Origin of the sequence: Flavobacterium sp. UMI-01, from assembly GCF_019656315.1 — a bacterium.
In the GTDB taxonomy this organism is placed as follows: domain Bacteria; phylum Bacteroidota; class Bacteroidia; order Flavobacteriales; family Flavobacteriaceae; genus Flavobacterium.
On sequence record NZ_BPLU01000008.1, the window covers coordinates 268,077 to 282,871 of the forward strand.

Below are 14,795 nucleotides of genomic sequence, written 5' to 3' on the forward strand. Positions count from 1 at the left end.
AATCAGCCATGATACGATTCGATAAGCTCTTGGGAGAAACTCCCAAGGCTTTTCTTCTCCTGTTTAGAGATGGAGAAAGATGGGTGCCTAAATCACAATGCAAACGTTTTATTACTAATAAAAAGCTTGGTGGAAACGTGATACTGCCAACATTCATTATCAACGACATTGTAGGTCACGACATCAACGAAAAAGGATTTGACGAAACATTAATAACACCTGATTGGGTAGTTGAGCACCACACTCCAGATAGAGTAGAGCCAAAAGAGAATAATACTATTAAACGATTGAAAAAATGAACCTTCTCCCCAACCAAACAAAAGCCATAACAAAGCATCTATCAAATAAGGTAGCTGCTTTGTTCATGAAAATGGGCACTGGAAAAACACGTGTAACGGTTGAGCTGGTTAACGCAATTGAAAAAGTAGATTTGGTAGTTTGGGTTGGTCCTCTACGAAGCATCAAGCCACTTGACGAAAGAACACCATCCATCAAAGAAGAAATTGCCAAATGGGGTGGTTTCAACTGTCAGAATGTAGTCTATGTAGGAATTGAAACCTTACAATCCAGTGATAGAACCTACCTACAATTATACAAACAAATTGCTACAGCGTGGCGATGTGTGTTGATTGTAGATGAAAGCATCAAGATTAAAAACCACGATGCCAAACGTACGCAACGATTAATCACTTTCTCCCGAATGGTAGAGTATAAGTTTATCTTGAATGGCGAACCTATCACAAGGGATTTATTGGATATATGGGCTCAATTTCATTTTTTAGACCCTGAAATTCTCAATATGTCTTTATCTGAGTTCAAGAATACGTTTTGCAAATACACAACCATTACCAAAAGCTTTCCAGGAACTCACAAGAGTTACACTAAGGAGTTTATTACAGGTTACGAAAACATTGATTACCTGTACTCGTTAATAGGTGAATATGTGTTTGAGTGTGATTTGGATCTGAACATCCAAAAGATTTTTGAAACCAAAACGTTCAGTCTTTCGGATGATGAGCAAAAAGAGTACAATTATATCAAAGAGACCTATCTTGACGATGAAAAGCTCATGGCGATGAACAATAACATCTTTCTGGAAATGACCCAGAAAATGCAACACAGTTATAGTTGTAGTGAAGAAAAGTTTGAAGTCGTAGAGGATTGGATAACAGATGAAAGCAAAACAATAATCTACTGCCTGTATGTTGTAAGTTTCGAAGCTTGCAAAGCACGTTTCCCCGATGCTTTGGTTTTAAACTACAAAACAGGAAGCCTGTCACTTAATTTACAAGAAAGGCCATACACGGTCTATTTTGACCAAACATTTGATTGGGGAGATGTTAGCCAAAGCCAACACCGAAACTATCGCACTGGCCAAGAAAATGATTGTCGTTATTTACGATTAGTGGCCAATGTTGGGCTTGGTAAATTATATTTTGACAACAATCAAAAGAAACTCGGTATTAGCGAGTATTTTAAAAGTATTAGTAAAAAACAATTAAAGAAAATATTATGAGTAAAAAATTTATAAGCCCAGTATACAACGTTATAGCGGTTCCCATGGATAAAATGGAAGCAAACGATTATAATCCTAATCATGTTGCAAAACGTGAAATGGATTTGCTTTATCAATCAATAAAAGCTGATGGTTATACAATGCCTGTTGTTGCTTTTTATGATGAAGTAAGAGATAAGTATATTATTGTTGATGGTTTTCACAGATATACAATAATGCTTACAAGGAAAGATATTTTTGAGCGTGAAAATGGAATGCTCCCAGTATCGGTAATTGATAAACCTATTGAGGACAGAATGGCCTCTACTATTCGCCACAACAGGGCGAGAGGAAAGCACGAAGTAGAGCTTCAAGCTTCTTTGGTTTCGATGCTGAAACAAGGATGGGACGAACTTAAAATTATGAAAGAACTTGGAATGACTTTAGAGGAAGTTCAAAGATTAATTGGTTTGAAAGGAATTGCTTCAGAAATAAAAGGAGTTCCATACTCAATAGAACGTCAAATTGTAGAAGCTGGAGAAGATGTTAAAGATGGAGACTATGAGTAAATTTGAGTACCGAGGATTTTATCAAAAATATGATATGTCCGAAGTAATAAAGATAGGAACAGGGATAATAAAAGTTCATGATATTTTTGATGATTTGCCTGGTTTCATGTTTGAAGCGGATTGTTTGTTTATAGACCCTCCTTGCAATGAGGGAAATTTAAAAAGCTTTTATACGAAAGCAGATTTAGAAAAAAGAAAATCTATCATAGCATTTAATGAGAGGTTGTTTGAGTTAATTGACAAAATTCAGCCAAAGCATTTGTTTATAGAGTCTTTTGCTTCTAATAAAAAGAACATTTTAGAAAAACTATCTACTCGGTATTTTGTTAAAGAATTTACATCGTATTATTACGGTTCTGAGAAGAATAAATGTTATATTTTTTACGCAACTGTTGTAGCGAATGATTTTGAATTACCCTATGTTGACGAGGAAAAAGCTATTGAATACATCTGTCAAAACTTAGATTTCAATTGTATTGGAGATTTATGTATGGGTAAAGGTCTGGTTGGTTTTTATGCTAATAAGTATGGAAAAAAATTTGTTGGCACAGAATTAAATAAAAAGCGTTTAGCTTGTTTAATAGAACACATTAATCAGAATAAAATAATAGTCAGATAATGGGAAGAACAGCAATAAGAGGGGTAGAAAATGTATTGAATGCCGTAAAGAAAAGAATTTCATTCCTTTTCGATAATTACGATAATATTCAATTGGCTTTCTCTGGAGGTAAAGACAGTACTGTTTTGTTTCATTTGGTAAACGAAGAAGCAAAAAAAAGAGATAGAAAATTTATCCTGTATTTTCAGGACCAGGAAGCCGAATATCAAGGCACAATTGATTTGGTAGAATGGGCAATGTCGCAACCAAATGTTATTCCGCAATGGTATCAAGTTCCAATTTTTATGACCAATGCCGCTAGTCATCAGCAGTTATTTCTTTGGGCTTGGGGTGATGGCGAAAATTGGGTAAGAGAAAAAAATCCGTTAGCAATTCAAAAATTGGACAAAAAATATCCAAAACGTTTTTACAAGTTTAATCTTTGGGTAGCACAGCAAAACAGAAAGAATTTTGAAGGTAGTTTTGTTTCTATCATCGGTTTGAGAGCCGAAGAAAGTCCAGACAGAAGATTTGTGATGTTTGGAGAAGATTCAGAATTGTTTTGGATCAGAAGAAAAACAGAACCGCACAAAGCTTACCCAATTATCGATTGGAGTTATACAGATGTTTGGAAATATCTTATTGAAAATGAGTTGAAATACAATAAGATTTATGATAAGATGTACATGTTAGGTGGTAATTTGCGATATTTCAGAGTTTCAAATTTGGTTCACGAAAAAGCTTTCAGATGCCTGACTGATTTGCAGGAATTAGAACCTGATACGTATGATAAATTAGAACAAAGATTGCAAGGTGTTCATACTGCTGCGATGTATGGGAAAGAAAATTTAATGTATTCTATAAAAGAGCTACCAAGTCAGTTTAAAACATGGAAAGAATACAAGGATTTTCTTTTAGAGTCTATTCATCCTGATTTAAAAAAACTTTTCAAGTTTCAATGGAGTAGATTCGGAGATACAGATGATACTAGAGCTTGTAAGTATATGGTTAAGCGTATTCTTTTGTGTGATTGGGAAGGAAATATAACAATGAGTAAAGATTTTTTTTACTACACTAAAGAGCATATTTTGGAAAAAAACAGGCTAAAAAGAGAAGATGAAATAATTAAAAAGTGGACACAATTATTATAAAATAACCATGGATAAACCAAGAGAAAAAGAAGTAAAAGTTGCCGAAATTATCAGGGCAGCAAGATTGAAAAAAGGCATGACACAAGAAGAACTGGCTAACGAAGTAGGAGTGAGTCGCAGTACGATTATCCGTGTAGAGGATGCGAGATACTCTCCAAATGCTGCACAATTGTATGTTATTTTAGAAAAATTAGAAATCCCTTTAATTATTGGTAATGAAAAAATTTGATTTAAAACAACCAGACTTTTTGTTTTGTGAGGTGGTAATTAAAGATGGTTCCCAGAATGACGATAGGATTTGGATCTACCATCGACCAAGTTTATCACTTATTGAATTCATCAATGTGGATGATTTCAAGGATTTTCAGTTTACAGGCAAACAAGACCGTTTTGAATATTTGGACGAAAATTGGTTTGGTGTTTTTGTACAGAATAATTGTGAAGATACAGATTACAATGCAGATAAGGTTTTGAAAGCTGCGTGGAAGTACCTGGAGGATTATTTTATCTGGGAAGATAGTCAGGAGGAATAATAGAAAAAGTGGTCAAAAACGACCACTTTTATTTTTTTTTCTTTTCCAGCTATCATTGTGGTATTTGTCGCTTGGATGGCTGTTAATCCACTCCCAAACTAACCTGCCAACCAAAACAAAAACCGCTATCGATATTATAATTTCTAATATTTGCATATATTCAAATTTAAGCATTCAAAACATTTATTGTAATTTTCTTCAAAGCTTCGTTCTCTCTCTTTTTCTTGCCTACCAAGTAAACTTTGTTTGTGATGTTAGACGAAGTGTGAGAGGCCAGTTGCGATGAAACAGTACTATTTGACTTTTCATCTACAATGTCTAAAAATAAATGTTTCAAAGCGTAAAAATCAGCCGTTATGGGTTCGTATTTTGACAAAGAATCCAATATTTTTGATTTTTCATAAATCTGGCCATCTTTAATTAAAAGTTTGTTTTTAACATGTGATTTCCATCTTCTGGTGATTCTATCAGGATTTACCATTTCGTCTCCTGGAACTAAATTTTTACTAAATAAGTACTCATTCGGTTTTGCTCCTAGCAATGCTTTTTCCCAATAACGAATAGCATTTGGCAATATTATTTTGGTTGTCTCAATATATCGAGTTCCTTTTTGAATGGTTACTTTGTATTCCTGATTATTTAAGTCAACATCTTTAGCTTTCAATCTAAATAATTCCGAACTCCTTGCACCGGAATAGAAAAATAAATTCGTGTAATTATAGAATTCAGGATATTTAATCTTTAAAAATGATAAGATTTGTTTCAAGGTATCTATTTCTAAAACATCACGTATTTTTTTAACTGTTTTCCTTTTTCTCAGATCTCGTGCATAGTTGCTTTCAGCACAATCATAATCCAGTAGCTCGTAAAATAAGGATGAAAAATATGCCCTGAATTTATTGTAATAATCATCACTTAGGTTTATGTGGTCCAGGGTAGTTTTTAAATGGCTACGCTTGAAATCAATAATTTTTATATCCTGGTACTTCAATTCGTTTATCGCTTTTTCAAATCTATTCAAAGCAAATCGAATTTGGTTCACATGCTTATCAGAAGCTTTGATTTGAGCATGAGCCAAGCGAAAAGCTTTCATTACTGGTAGATTAGGGTTAAGAGTATCAGGAACAACCTCTTTTTCTTCAGGAATCATGAATTTTTTAGTAATAGGATTCCAACCTTTGTCTTCAAATAGAATAGGGATTTCTTTTAGAAGTATTTCAATAGCTTCTTTTCGTTCTTCAAGGGTTTTAAAACGATTTAGTTTTTTTCTAAAAGGAAATCCTTTTGGGTATTTCTTTTTAAACACAGGATCGTAGAATTTACATTCCACATACCAGTTTAGATCTAAACTTTTTTTGGAGGTTAGAGTTTTCCAATTTTCTGGATGAACCCACACTTCGGAGTAGGAACAGTCAAATAATAGTGATTTTGCCATTTTAGTAATTACATGAAGGGTTGCCGTTAGGGTTGCCGATTAAGTAATTACAAGCCGTAAGATATTTTTAAAAAAAAGCTCTAAACCCTTGTTGGGAGTGGGTTTAGAGCTTTGTGACCTCGACTGGATTCAAACCAGTAACCTTCTGAGCCGTAATCAGATGCGCTATTCAGTTGCGCCACGAGGCCAATGCGATGGTTATGAAATCGTGATTGTCATAACGTGATTGCGGGTGCAAATATAAAGATAAATGTGTAATTTGCAAGCCTAAATTTAAATAAAAATTAAAAATAATGTCAATTAAGAATTATATACGTGATATTCAGGATTTTCCAAAAGAAGGAATTTTGTTCAAAGATATTACTCCGTTGCTTTTGGATCCAAAAGCGACTAAGGAATGTGTTCAAATATTAGCAGCATCTTTGCATGGGACTGTTGTTGATAAAGTTGTAGGAGCCGAAAGTCGTGGTTTTTTGTTTGGAATGTTGTTGGCTCAAGAACTGGGAGCTGGCTTTGTCCCTGTACGTAAACCGAATAAGTTGCCTTATGAAACGATTGCGGCTTCGTATGCCTTAGAATACGGTACTGATACGCTTGAGATTCATAAAGATGCCATCCAAAAAGGAGATAGGGTATTGATACATGATGATGTATTGGCTACAGGAGGAACAGCTAAAGCCGTTTGTGAACTAGTAGAGCAATTAGGAGGTGAAATCGTACAGTTGAATTTTTTAATGGAAATTTCATTTTTAAAAGGGAGAGAAAAATTCAATAATCAAAAGGTATTTGCAGCGATTTCTTATTGATGGATTGCTCTTACAGTAACATAATAGCGGTAACCAATGAGAGCCAACTGCCATTTTTTTGCTTTGGAAATCTCCAAACCTTGTTTGGTAAAACTGGGCAGTAGCAACTTGTTTAATTGGGCGAGAATTCGAAACATTTTTTTGTGATAAAGGTACACTTTTTAACACGAATCCTTTTGGTTAACCCTTGGAAATGTTCTCTTTGTGTCTTTACTAGTTTTACCCTATTTTTGCAAAATAAATATGAAGCGTGTTTAAGAGTTTGGTAAACGTTTGCTACTGGATTTGAGAAAATAATGACCTATTTGAATATACATACGCATACCATTACAAATCATCCTCAAATAATTGAGGTGGTAAATCAATATCCATGGGATTTTAAAGACGCTGTTACGGCTTATTCCATAGGAATACATCCTTGGTATATTGAGGAAAACCGACTTGAATTCGATTTGGATTTTATTACAAAAAAACTGCAAGATAAAAGTTGTTTGGCATTGGGCGAATGTGGATTGGATAAAAAAATAGGAATACCCCTCGCTTTGCAGCAAGTGGTCTTTGAAAAACAATTGGTATTAGCACAACAGTACAACAAACCTGTGATAGTACATTGTGTAGCTGCTTTTGACGAATTGATAGCAACACACAAGAAAATGAAACTTACAGTGCCTGTTATCATTCATGGATTTACTAAAAGTGAACCATTAGCCAAACAATTGGTAGCGGCTGGCTTTTATCTTTCTTTTGGTAAAGATTTATTGAAAAAGCCAAAAATGGAAACAGTTTTCAAATCAGTTCCTGATGACCGCATTTTTTTAGAAACAGACACTATGGTCGATGAAACTATTCAGGAAGTCTATGCATTAGCGGCTCAATATAAAGGGAAATCAGGAGTTGAGATGCAGGAACTCTTCACAAAAAATTATACAAACGTTTTTATAGAAAAATCAAAATAGCTAATTAATAAATAGAATATTTATGGCAGAGTGGACAGAGAGAGCTGAGCTTTTGTTTAAAAAAGAAGGATTAGAAAAATTACAAAATGCCCACGTATTGGTCGTAGGTTTAGGAGGAGTAGGTTCATTTGCAGCTGAATTTTTAGCTAGAGCTGGAGTAGGGAAGATGACTATCGTAGATGGCGATGTTGTCGATATTACCAATATTAACAGACAATTACCGGCTTTACATTCAACAGTAGGTTTACCTAAAATAGAAATTGTTGGCAATAGATTGATGGATATCAATCCAGAATTAAATTTAATAAGGATAAAAGAATTCCTTTCGCCTGAAAGAGCGTATGAATTGGTTTCAAAAGAATACGATTATGTATTGGATTGTATTGATAGCATCACTCCAAAACTTAATTTAATTGTAAGTGCAAAGAAAAAAGGGGTCAAAATTATTTCCAATATGGGTGCTGGTGGTAAAATGATGGCTAGTAAAGTGGTGGTAAAAGACATCAGTAAAACAGATGTTTGCCCTTTGGCCAAAGTTGTTCGTAAGCGTTTGAAAAAAATGGGTGTTAGTAAAGGGGTAAAAGCCGTTTTTTCTGTTGAAAAACCAGATTACGATAGTGTTAAAAAGACCGATGGATCTAATTTTAAAAAATCGTTTTACGGTACAAATAGCTACATGCCTGGATTATTTGGTTTGCATGCTGCTGAAACAGTTATTAGACATTTGCTATCGGATACTAAAAATTAATACAATAGCGTTAAGCTAGAAAAACTTAAAATATAATGATAAAAACAATCATTTTTGACATGGATGGTGTAATCGTTGATACTGAACCGGTACATCGTTATGCCTATTTTCAACATTTTAAAGAATTAGGAATTGAAGTCTCTGAAAATTTATACACCACATTTACAGGACTTTCAACTCGTAATACGTATCAAAAACTTAAAGAGCAATTTGGTTTAAAACAGGATGTAGAAGCAATGATTCTTAGAAAGAGAGCCTTGTTTAATGACGCATTTGATACCAAAGAAGATTTACAACTATTGGATGGAGTAGAGGCATTGATTAAAGATTTTTATCATAACGGCATGCAGTTGATATTGGCTTCCTCTGCTTCTAAAGTAACAATAGAAAGAGTTTTTACTCGTTTTAATTTGCATCCCTATTTTTCACATATTGTAAGTGGCGAAGATTTTCCACAATCCAAACCAGATCCTGCCATTTTTTTGCATGCAGCATCGCTTTCGATGGCACCAAAAGAAAATTGTATTGTAATTGAAGACAGTACCAATGGAGTGAAAGCAGCTAAAGCAGCTGGGATTTATTGTGTAGGGTACAAAAGTGCGCATTCAAAAGATCAAAATTTAGATTTGGCCGATCGTGTTATTAGTCATTTTGACGAATTGAATCATGCTGCAGTGTCTTTATTTTAATCCAGGGGTTTAGGGAATCTTTAACAGCGAAACCTTTTTGGATTTCGTATTTTTGAAAATAAAATTTAAAGAAATGAAAAATATATGGATAGCCTTCGTGCTTGTATTATCGCAATTTACAATCGAAGCACAAATAAAAACCCCACAACAAAGTCCTAAGGCAGTGATCAATCAACAAGTAGGACTTACAGATGTCGAAATTGTTTACAGTCGTCCGTCAGCAAGAGGTCGAAATGTTTACGGTAATCTGGTTCCGTTTGGAAAATTATGGAGAACAGGTGCCAATGAAAATACGACCATCAGTTTCAGTGATGATGTAGTTATTGATGGGAAAAAATTGCCAAAGGGTAAATATGCCTTATACACCATTCCAAATATTCAATCTTGGGAGGTCATTTTTTACAAAACAACTGATAACTGGGGAACACCTAAAGAATTTGATGAAGCTAATGTGGCTCTGAAAGCCAAAGCAAAGGAAATTGCGCTTCCGTATTCAATAGAAACGTTTACTATTGGGATTAGTGCATTGGATACCAATTCGGCTAACTTAGATATTGCTTGGGAACATTCGTTTGTTACTTTAAAATTTGAAGTGCCCACAGAGAAAAAAGCTATGGCTAGTATCGAAAAAGTATTAGCGGGGCCTTCGGGCGCTGATTATTATTCAGCGGCACAATATTATTATCAAACGAATGGAGATATTGTAAAAACGGAGAAATTTATTGACAAAGCATTGGAATTAACTCCTGAAAAACCTTTCTTTTATTTGCGATTAAAATCATTAGTTCAAGCTAAAAAAGGGGATAAAAATGGTGCAATTGAAACAGCAAAGCTTTCCATGGCTGCTGCTGAAAAAGCAGGTAATCAAGATTATGTTAAGCTAAATAAAGATAGTATTAACGAGTGGAGTAAATAATCACCAAAACCTATATAATAAGAAAGCCGTCTCCATTATTTTAGAGACGGCTTTCTTGTTATGAGGATTAAGATGCTTAAATTGAAGCTGTTTGAGGCAAACCGATTTGGTTTTTGATTAAATCCTCAAATGTTTCATGAGCACGTATCAAATGCCCTTGTCCATTCATCCATAAAACTTCGGCTGGTTTGTATCTTGAATTGTAATTAGAGGCCATTGAGAAACAATAAGCACCTGCATTTTTAAAGCTTAAGATATCACCTTCTTTGATTTCGGCAATACGTCTGTTGTTAGCAAAAGTATCCGTTTCACAAATGTATCCCACTACGGAATAAAAACGTTCTTTACCTTTTGGGTTCGAAATGTTTTCAATGTGGTGTTGAGAACCGTAAAACATCGGACGAATTAAATGATTGAATCCACTATCAATTCCAGCAAAAACCGTTGAAGTCGTTTGTTTAATAACGTTAACTTTTACTAAAAACTGACCAGCTTCACTTACTAAGAATTTACCTGGTTCAAAGATTAGCGTTAAGTTTTTGCCGTATTCTTCACAAAATTCATTGAATCTTTTGGATAGTTTTTTACCTAATTCTTCAATATCAGTTTCGATATCATCTTTTTTGTAAGGTACTTTAAAACCACTACCAAAATCTAAGAATTCTAAATTTTTGAAATGTCTAGCCGCATCAAACAAAATTTCGGCAGCATATAAAAACACTTCAATATCTAAAATGTCTGAACCTGTATGCATGTGAATACCTACAATGTTCATTTTGGTATTTTCAACAATACGAACTAAATGTGGTAACTGGTGTACTGAAATTCCAAATTTACTATCGATATGACCTACTGAAATATTGGCATTACCACCTGCCATTACGTGAGGGTTGATACGAATACAAACAGGAACATCAGGATGCTTAGCACCAAATTGCTCTAATATAGAAAGATTGTCGATATTAATTTGTACCCCTAAAGCATTCACTTCTTCAATTTCTTCAAGTGAAACTCCGTTTGGTGTATAAAAAATACGCTCAGGAGCATATCCTGCATGAAGCCCTAATTGTACTTCTTGAATAGAAACAGTGTCTAATCCAGAACCCATTCCTTCTAACAATTGTAGAATAGCCACATTAGATAACGCTTTCATAGCGTAATTGATTCGTAATTTTTCGACTTTAGAAAAGGCTTTGGTTAAGCGATTGTATTGTGATTTTATTTTTTCGGCATCATAAACATAAAGCGGTGTGCCAAATTGTTCTGAGAGTTGAAGTAAGTCTTTTGGTTGCATTTTAATTTTTTTTTAAGCAAATTTATTACTCTTTATTGGTTTTACAATAAATTTCATTAATTCTAACAAAATATAACAAAATGTTTGTTTTGTAATAGATTAGTGCAAGCAAGTAAAGAGAAGAGTAAATACTTAGGTGGAGATAATGAAGTTGTATTGAGCAAAAAACATCCTGAATAAAGGCTAAGTGGGCCTCTTAAAAAAACTGAAACAAGGAAAGAAGAAAACTGAATACTTTTTTGTATTTTTGCACTCCAAATATAAGGATATAACGATATGTTAGATAGACTTCAAGTAGTAAAGCAACGTTTTGATGAAATCTCGGATTTGATTATTCAACCAGATGTGATTGCTGACCAAAAACGATATGTACAGCTTAATAAGGAATATAAAGATTTGAAAGCGCTAGCGGAAAAAAGAGACGAATATGTCCTTTTGATGGCTAATATTGATGAAGCAAATGAAATTATTGCTGATGGGAGTGATCCGGATATGACGGAAATGGCCAAGATGCAACTCGATGAAGCAAAAGAACGATTGCCAGAATTGGAGGAAGAAATCAAATTCATGTTAATTCCTAAAGATCCTGAAGATGCTAAAAATGTGATGGTGGAAATTCGTGCTGGAACGGGTGGGGATGAAGCAAGTATTTTTGCTGGTGATTTATTCCGTATGTACACCAAATATTGTGAAAGCAAAGGCTGGAGAACTTCAGTAGTGGATATGAATGAAGGTACATCTGGTGGTTTCAAAGAGGTCATTTTTGAAGTTACGGGTGAGGATGTTTATGGGACTTTGAAATTTGAAGCAGGAGTGCACCGTGTACAACGTGTTCCTCAAACCGAAACACAAGGACGTGTGCATACATCAGCTGCTACTGTAATGGTATTGCCTGAAGCCGAAGAGTTTGATGTGCAAATTGACATGAACGATGTACGTATTGATTTGTTCTGTTCTTCAGGACCTGGTGGACAATCAGTAAATACTACTAAATCGGCTGTGCGTTTGACACACATTCCTACTGGATTAGTAGCGCAATGTCAAGATCAAAAATCACAACATAAGAATAAAGACAAAGCTTTAGAGGTATTACGTTCTCGTTTGTACGAGCAAGAATTAGCTAAAAAACAGGCGGAAGACGCTTCCAAACGTTCATCTCAGGTAAGTTCAGGAGACCGTTCGGCAAAAATCCGTACGTACAATTATGCACAAGGTCGTGTTACCGACCACCGTATTGGACTGACGTTATATGAATTAAGCAACATTATGAATGGTGATATTCAAAAAATTATTGACGAATTGCAATTAGTAAACAATATGGAGAAATTAAAAGAAGCGAGTGAAGTTTTTTAATTTTCTCTGAATTTATATAAAAAAATGCCCCCAAATAGTATCTAACTATTTGGGGGCATTGTATTTATTAGCTTATTTTATTTGGCAATAGGCTTAATTATTGTTTTGCTGCAGCATTTTCTTCCGATTTTGCACCCATACGATTAACAGTGTACATTGGAGCAAATTTTACTTTCAATGCTGCAATTTTACGATTATCTTCTGCCGAAAGACCTTCTTTTTCAACAGTATTTTTTCGGGTGTCAAGCGCTTCATACACTAACTTGATTTCGTCCCAATCTTCACGAGAATAAGTGTCTTTGTTTTTTTGTACTGTCGTTACAAAATTGTCATAAACCGAAAGGATATTGTCTTTAGTTACCCAGTTAAATTGCATATCATCGTTTACATAAGCAGGACCTAAAAGAGATTGATGCAATGCACCTTTATTGTTATTAGCCAATTCCTTTTGAGAAACGATTTTCGTCTTAAATTCTTCGTATTTCATGGATGCTTTGTCCATTTTTTCTTGAAGAGCCATTTTGTCACTAGCAGTAGCAATCGAGCTTTCTACTTCCATTTTGGCATTGTTGTATTTTTCTTCAATAGCGTCCCAATTGGCTGCTGCTTTGTCTTCGGCAACACCGCTTACAGAATCAATGTATTGCGTGTAGTAATCTAATTTTTGCTCTGCTTGTTGCTGGTGTTCATCTTTACAGGAAGTTAAAACAATTCCTGTACTGGCTATTGCGATTAAAAATGTTATTTTTTTCATTTTCTTCTTTTTTTAAATTAGTAAAATTATTTACAGTTTATAACTGTATGCTATGGTATTCAATGAAAAGACTATAAAATAGTCTTTTCATTGATGTTTTTGATGTTAGCCATTTCAGCTTGCCCGTTCTCCAAAATTCTTTCACCATTTTTAAGAGCGGCATTGTATTTTTCAGAAAGTGTTTCTTTCAATTGATCAATTTTACCTTTAATTTCCTCTTTGGTGTCTGCTGTTTTTTTAGCAATTTTTTTTCTGGTATTTGTTCCTTTGTCTGGGGCAAATAATACTCCTAATGTTGCACCTACTGCAGCTGCAGCTAATATTCCGATAATTGTTTTATTCGTTTCCATAATATAATATTGATTTTAAATTGTTTTTGTTATTGTTGTTTTATGTTCTTTTATACTCCTTTACCTTTGATTAGTCTTAGTATAATGGCAATTAATGCAATTACTAAAAGTAAGTGAATTAAAGAGCCCGCACTATAGACAAAAACGCCTAATAGCCATGATATAATAAGTACTACTGCGATTAAATACAATAAGTTAGACATGATTTCTATTTTTTAAGAAGTTACTAATTCAGTTTTAGAGTCATGTACACACTTACATTACTGTTTTTTCCATCAGGAAAAGTATATGTTCCAGTACCTGAATCTCTTTCTTTACCTACCGTAGTTAAACCGTAGTTATAACGTGCACCAAATCCAATTGTATCAAAGTCAAGTCCGATACCTGCTGATAAACCTGCATCAAATTTGTTGAAATCATCATTGTCGAAATTTTCTTCAAAGTTGTACGATCCATCACTAGTTTCATTAGTCACTTGAGCATCGATTAAGTAAGCAAAATAAGGACCAGCGTGCACACTTAAATTCTTAGTTAAATTTCCTTTTACTAGTAAAGGAACTTCGATATAATTCAATTTGAATTTGGCTTTACCTGAAGCAATTACATTGTCATAAGTCAATTCTGAACCTTTACGACTAAACAGAACTTCTGGTTGGAAAGCAGCAAAATCTGTTATTGGAATCAAAGTATAAATACCGGCATTAAAACTGGTCAATACATTGTTATCATCCACATCTTCAGTGTACATGTTGGAAAAGTTTACACCACCTTTGATACCAAATTGTGGGGTACCGTTGTTAACTTGTGCCTTCATTTGAGATGTTCCTAAGCCAATAAATAAAGTTAGGGCTGCTATTGTTCTAATTGGATTTTTCATAAGAATATATATTTATTTGTTTCTACATTACAAAGATGCAACAAGAAGAAGCCTAACCTGTTATAAGATATTTGCGATGTTTTATAGAATTTCCATTTAGTAAAAGAAACAAACAAATCAAGTATAATAAGAAGTAAAATAATGTTGGGTGTTAGTTAAAAAAAACAATTAGGTATGTCGGATGTATTTAACTAAACCACTATGGATTTGAAATTCATGGAATGATTCGCTGACTTAAAGTTTCCAAGGTTGAAAATGGATTTAACCACAA

The 14,795-nt window shown here is 34.1% G+C and carries 20 protein-coding genes and 1 tRNA gene; 13 read left to right on the plus strand and 8 right to left on the minus strand.

The window, feature by feature from the left end; translation table 11 throughout:
• Nucleotides 1-8: 8 nt before the first annotated feature.
• The 7 genes from K5R64_RS05685 to K5R64_RS05715 are packed head-to-tail and all read left to right on the plus strand — an operon-like array spanning nucleotide 9 to nucleotide 4,346.
• A complete protein-coding gene (locus tag K5R64_RS05685) occupies nucleotides 9-299 on the plus strand; it encodes a hypothetical protein (protein WP_220761706.1) in 291 nt (96 codons plus the stop codon).
• Nucleotides 296-1,516: a DEAD/DEAH box helicase gene (locus tag K5R64_RS05690; RefSeq protein WP_220761707.1), complete on the plus strand. Its 1,221-nt coding sequence runs from the start codon at nucleotides 296-298 to the stop codon at nucleotides 1,514-1,516. Before K5R64_RS05685 ends, K5R64_RS05690 begins: the two co-directional genes overlap by 4 nt.
• Nucleotides 1,513-2,064, plus strand: coding sequence for a ParB/RepB/Spo0J family partition protein (locus K5R64_RS05695; protein WP_220761709.1), 552 nt, complete (start codon nucleotides 1,513-1,515; stop codon nucleotides 2,062-2,064). The genes K5R64_RS05690 and K5R64_RS05695 overlap by 4 nt, the downstream gene beginning before the upstream one ends.
• A complete protein-coding gene (locus K5R64_RS05700) occupies nucleotides 2,057-2,683 on the plus strand; it encodes a hypothetical protein (protein WP_220761711.1) in 627 nt (208 codons plus the stop codon). The genes K5R64_RS05695 and K5R64_RS05700 overlap by 8 nt, the downstream gene beginning before the upstream one ends.
• The gene (locus K5R64_RS05705; RefSeq protein WP_220761713.1) at nucleotides 2,683-3,813 is read left to right on the plus strand and encodes a phosphoadenosine phosphosulfate reductase family protein; all 1,131 of its coding nucleotides are present in this window, start codon (nucleotides 2,683-2,685) and stop codon (nucleotides 3,811-3,813) included. Before K5R64_RS05700 ends, K5R64_RS05705 begins: the two co-directional genes overlap by 1 nt.
• 7 nt (nucleotides 3,814-3,820) lie before the next feature.
• A complete protein-coding gene (locus tag K5R64_RS05710; protein WP_220761715.1) occupies nucleotides 3,821-4,042 on the plus strand; it encodes a helix-turn-helix transcriptional regulator in 222 nt (73 codons plus the stop codon).
• The gene (locus tag K5R64_RS05715; RefSeq protein ID WP_220761717.1) at nucleotides 4,029-4,346 is read left to right on the plus strand and encodes a hypothetical protein; all 318 of its coding nucleotides are present in this window, start codon (nucleotides 4,029-4,031) and stop codon (nucleotides 4,344-4,346) included. Before K5R64_RS05710 ends, K5R64_RS05715 begins: the two co-directional genes overlap by 14 nt.
• 166 nt (nucleotides 4,347-4,512) lie before the next feature.
• Here K5R64_RS05715 and K5R64_RS05720 read toward each other — a convergent pair whose 3' ends face one another.
• Together K5R64_RS05720 and K5R64_RS05725 are read right to left on the minus strand one after the other, a co-directional pair.
• Nucleotides 4,513-5,781, minus strand: coding sequence for a site-specific integrase (locus K5R64_RS05720; RefSeq protein WP_220761718.1), 1,269 nt, complete (start codon nucleotides 5,779-5,781; stop codon nucleotides 4,513-4,515).
• Between the two features lie 114 nt (nucleotides 5,782-5,895).
• Nucleotides 5,896-5,969: transfer RNA gene (locus tag K5R64_RS05725), tRNA-Arg, on the minus strand.
• A 105-nt stretch (nucleotides 5,970-6,074) separates the two neighbouring features.
• On the opposite strand from K5R64_RS05725, the gene K5R64_RS05730 reads away from it, so the two are divergent.
• Nucleotides 6,075-6,587: an adenine phosphoribosyltransferase gene (locus tag K5R64_RS05730; RefSeq protein WP_220761719.1), complete on the plus strand. Its 513-nt coding sequence runs from the start codon at nucleotides 6,075-6,077 to the stop codon at nucleotides 6,585-6,587.
• On the opposite strand, the gene K5R64_RS17150 is transcribed toward K5R64_RS05730, so the two are convergent.
• Nucleotides 6,581-6,724 (minus strand): SsrA-binding protein, encoded by a 144-nt coding sequence (locus K5R64_RS17150; RefSeq protein WP_255580307.1) that lies wholly within the window; start codon nucleotides 6,722-6,724, stop codon nucleotides 6,581-6,583. The two genes, K5R64_RS05730 and K5R64_RS17150, sit on opposite strands and share 7 nt — an antisense overlap.
• A 159-nt stretch (nucleotides 6,725-6,883) precedes the next feature.
• Here K5R64_RS17150 and K5R64_RS05735 point away from each other — a divergent pair, with 159 nt between their 5' ends.
• The 4 genes from K5R64_RS05735 to K5R64_RS05750 all read left to right on the plus strand — a co-directional run bounded on the left by K5R64_RS05735 (nucleotide 6,884) and on the right by K5R64_RS05750 (nucleotide 9,896).
• Nucleotides 6,884-7,543 (plus strand): TatD family hydrolase, encoded by a 660-nt coding sequence (locus K5R64_RS05735; protein WP_220761720.1) that lies wholly within the window; start codon nucleotides 6,884-6,886, stop codon nucleotides 7,541-7,543.
• Between the two features lie 22 nt (nucleotides 7,544-7,565).
• Complete coding sequence (locus tag K5R64_RS05740) at nucleotides 7,566-8,291, plus strand: ThiF family adenylyltransferase (protein WP_220761721.1); 726 nt, start codon at nucleotides 7,566-7,568, stop codon at nucleotides 8,289-8,291.
• Nucleotides 8,292-8,326: 35 nt separating this feature from the next.
• Nucleotides 8,327-8,980: an HAD family phosphatase gene (locus tag K5R64_RS05745; RefSeq protein ID WP_220761722.1), complete on the plus strand. Its 654-nt coding sequence runs from the start codon at nucleotides 8,327-8,329 to the stop codon at nucleotides 8,978-8,980.
• Nucleotides 8,981-9,053: 73 nt separating this feature from the next.
• Nucleotides 9,054-9,896 (plus strand): DUF2911 domain-containing protein, encoded by an 843-nt coding sequence (locus K5R64_RS05750; protein WP_220761723.1) that lies wholly within the window; start codon nucleotides 9,054-9,056, stop codon nucleotides 9,894-9,896.
• Between the two features lie 76 nt (nucleotides 9,897-9,972).
• Here K5R64_RS05750 and lysA read toward each other — a convergent pair whose 3' ends face one another.
• Complete coding sequence (gene lysA / locus K5R64_RS05755; RefSeq protein WP_220761724.1) at nucleotides 9,973-11,190, minus strand: diaminopimelate decarboxylase; 1,218 nt, start codon at nucleotides 11,188-11,190, stop codon at nucleotides 9,973-9,975.
• A 276-nt stretch (nucleotides 11,191-11,466) separates the two neighbouring features.
• Here lysA and prfA point away from each other — a divergent pair, with 276 nt between their 5' ends.
• On the plus strand, nucleotides 11,467-12,543 hold the full coding sequence (gene prfA, locus K5R64_RS05760; RefSeq protein ID WP_220761725.1) for a peptide chain release factor 1: 1,077 nt from the start codon (nucleotides 11,467-11,469) through the stop codon (nucleotides 12,541-12,543).
• Nucleotides 12,544-12,640: 97 nt separating this feature from the next.
• Here prfA and K5R64_RS05765 read toward each other — a convergent pair whose 3' ends face one another.
• From K5R64_RS05765 to K5R64_RS05780, 4 genes are all read right to left on the minus strand, one after another.
• Nucleotides 12,641-13,297, minus strand: coding sequence for a DUF6565 domain-containing protein (locus K5R64_RS05765; RefSeq protein WP_220761727.1), 657 nt, complete (start codon nucleotides 13,295-13,297; stop codon nucleotides 12,641-12,643).
• A 71-nt stretch (nucleotides 13,298-13,368) separates the two neighbouring features.
• Nucleotides 13,369-13,647, minus strand: a complete 279-nt coding sequence (locus tag K5R64_RS05770) for a YtxH domain-containing protein (protein ID WP_220761729.1) — start codon at nucleotides 13,645-13,647, stop codon at nucleotides 13,369-13,371.
• Nucleotides 13,648-13,697: 50 nt separating this feature from the next.
• Complete coding sequence (locus tag K5R64_RS05775) at nucleotides 13,698-13,850, minus strand: lmo0937 family membrane protein (protein WP_220761731.1); 153 nt, start codon at nucleotides 13,848-13,850, stop codon at nucleotides 13,698-13,700.
• A 23-nt stretch (nucleotides 13,851-13,873) separates the two neighbouring features.
• The gene (locus tag K5R64_RS05780) at nucleotides 13,874-14,524 is read right to left on the minus strand and encodes a porin family protein (protein ID WP_220761733.1); all 651 of its coding nucleotides are present in this window, start codon (nucleotides 14,522-14,524) and stop codon (nucleotides 13,874-13,876) included.
• Nucleotides 14,525-14,795 lie beyond the last annotated feature (271 nt).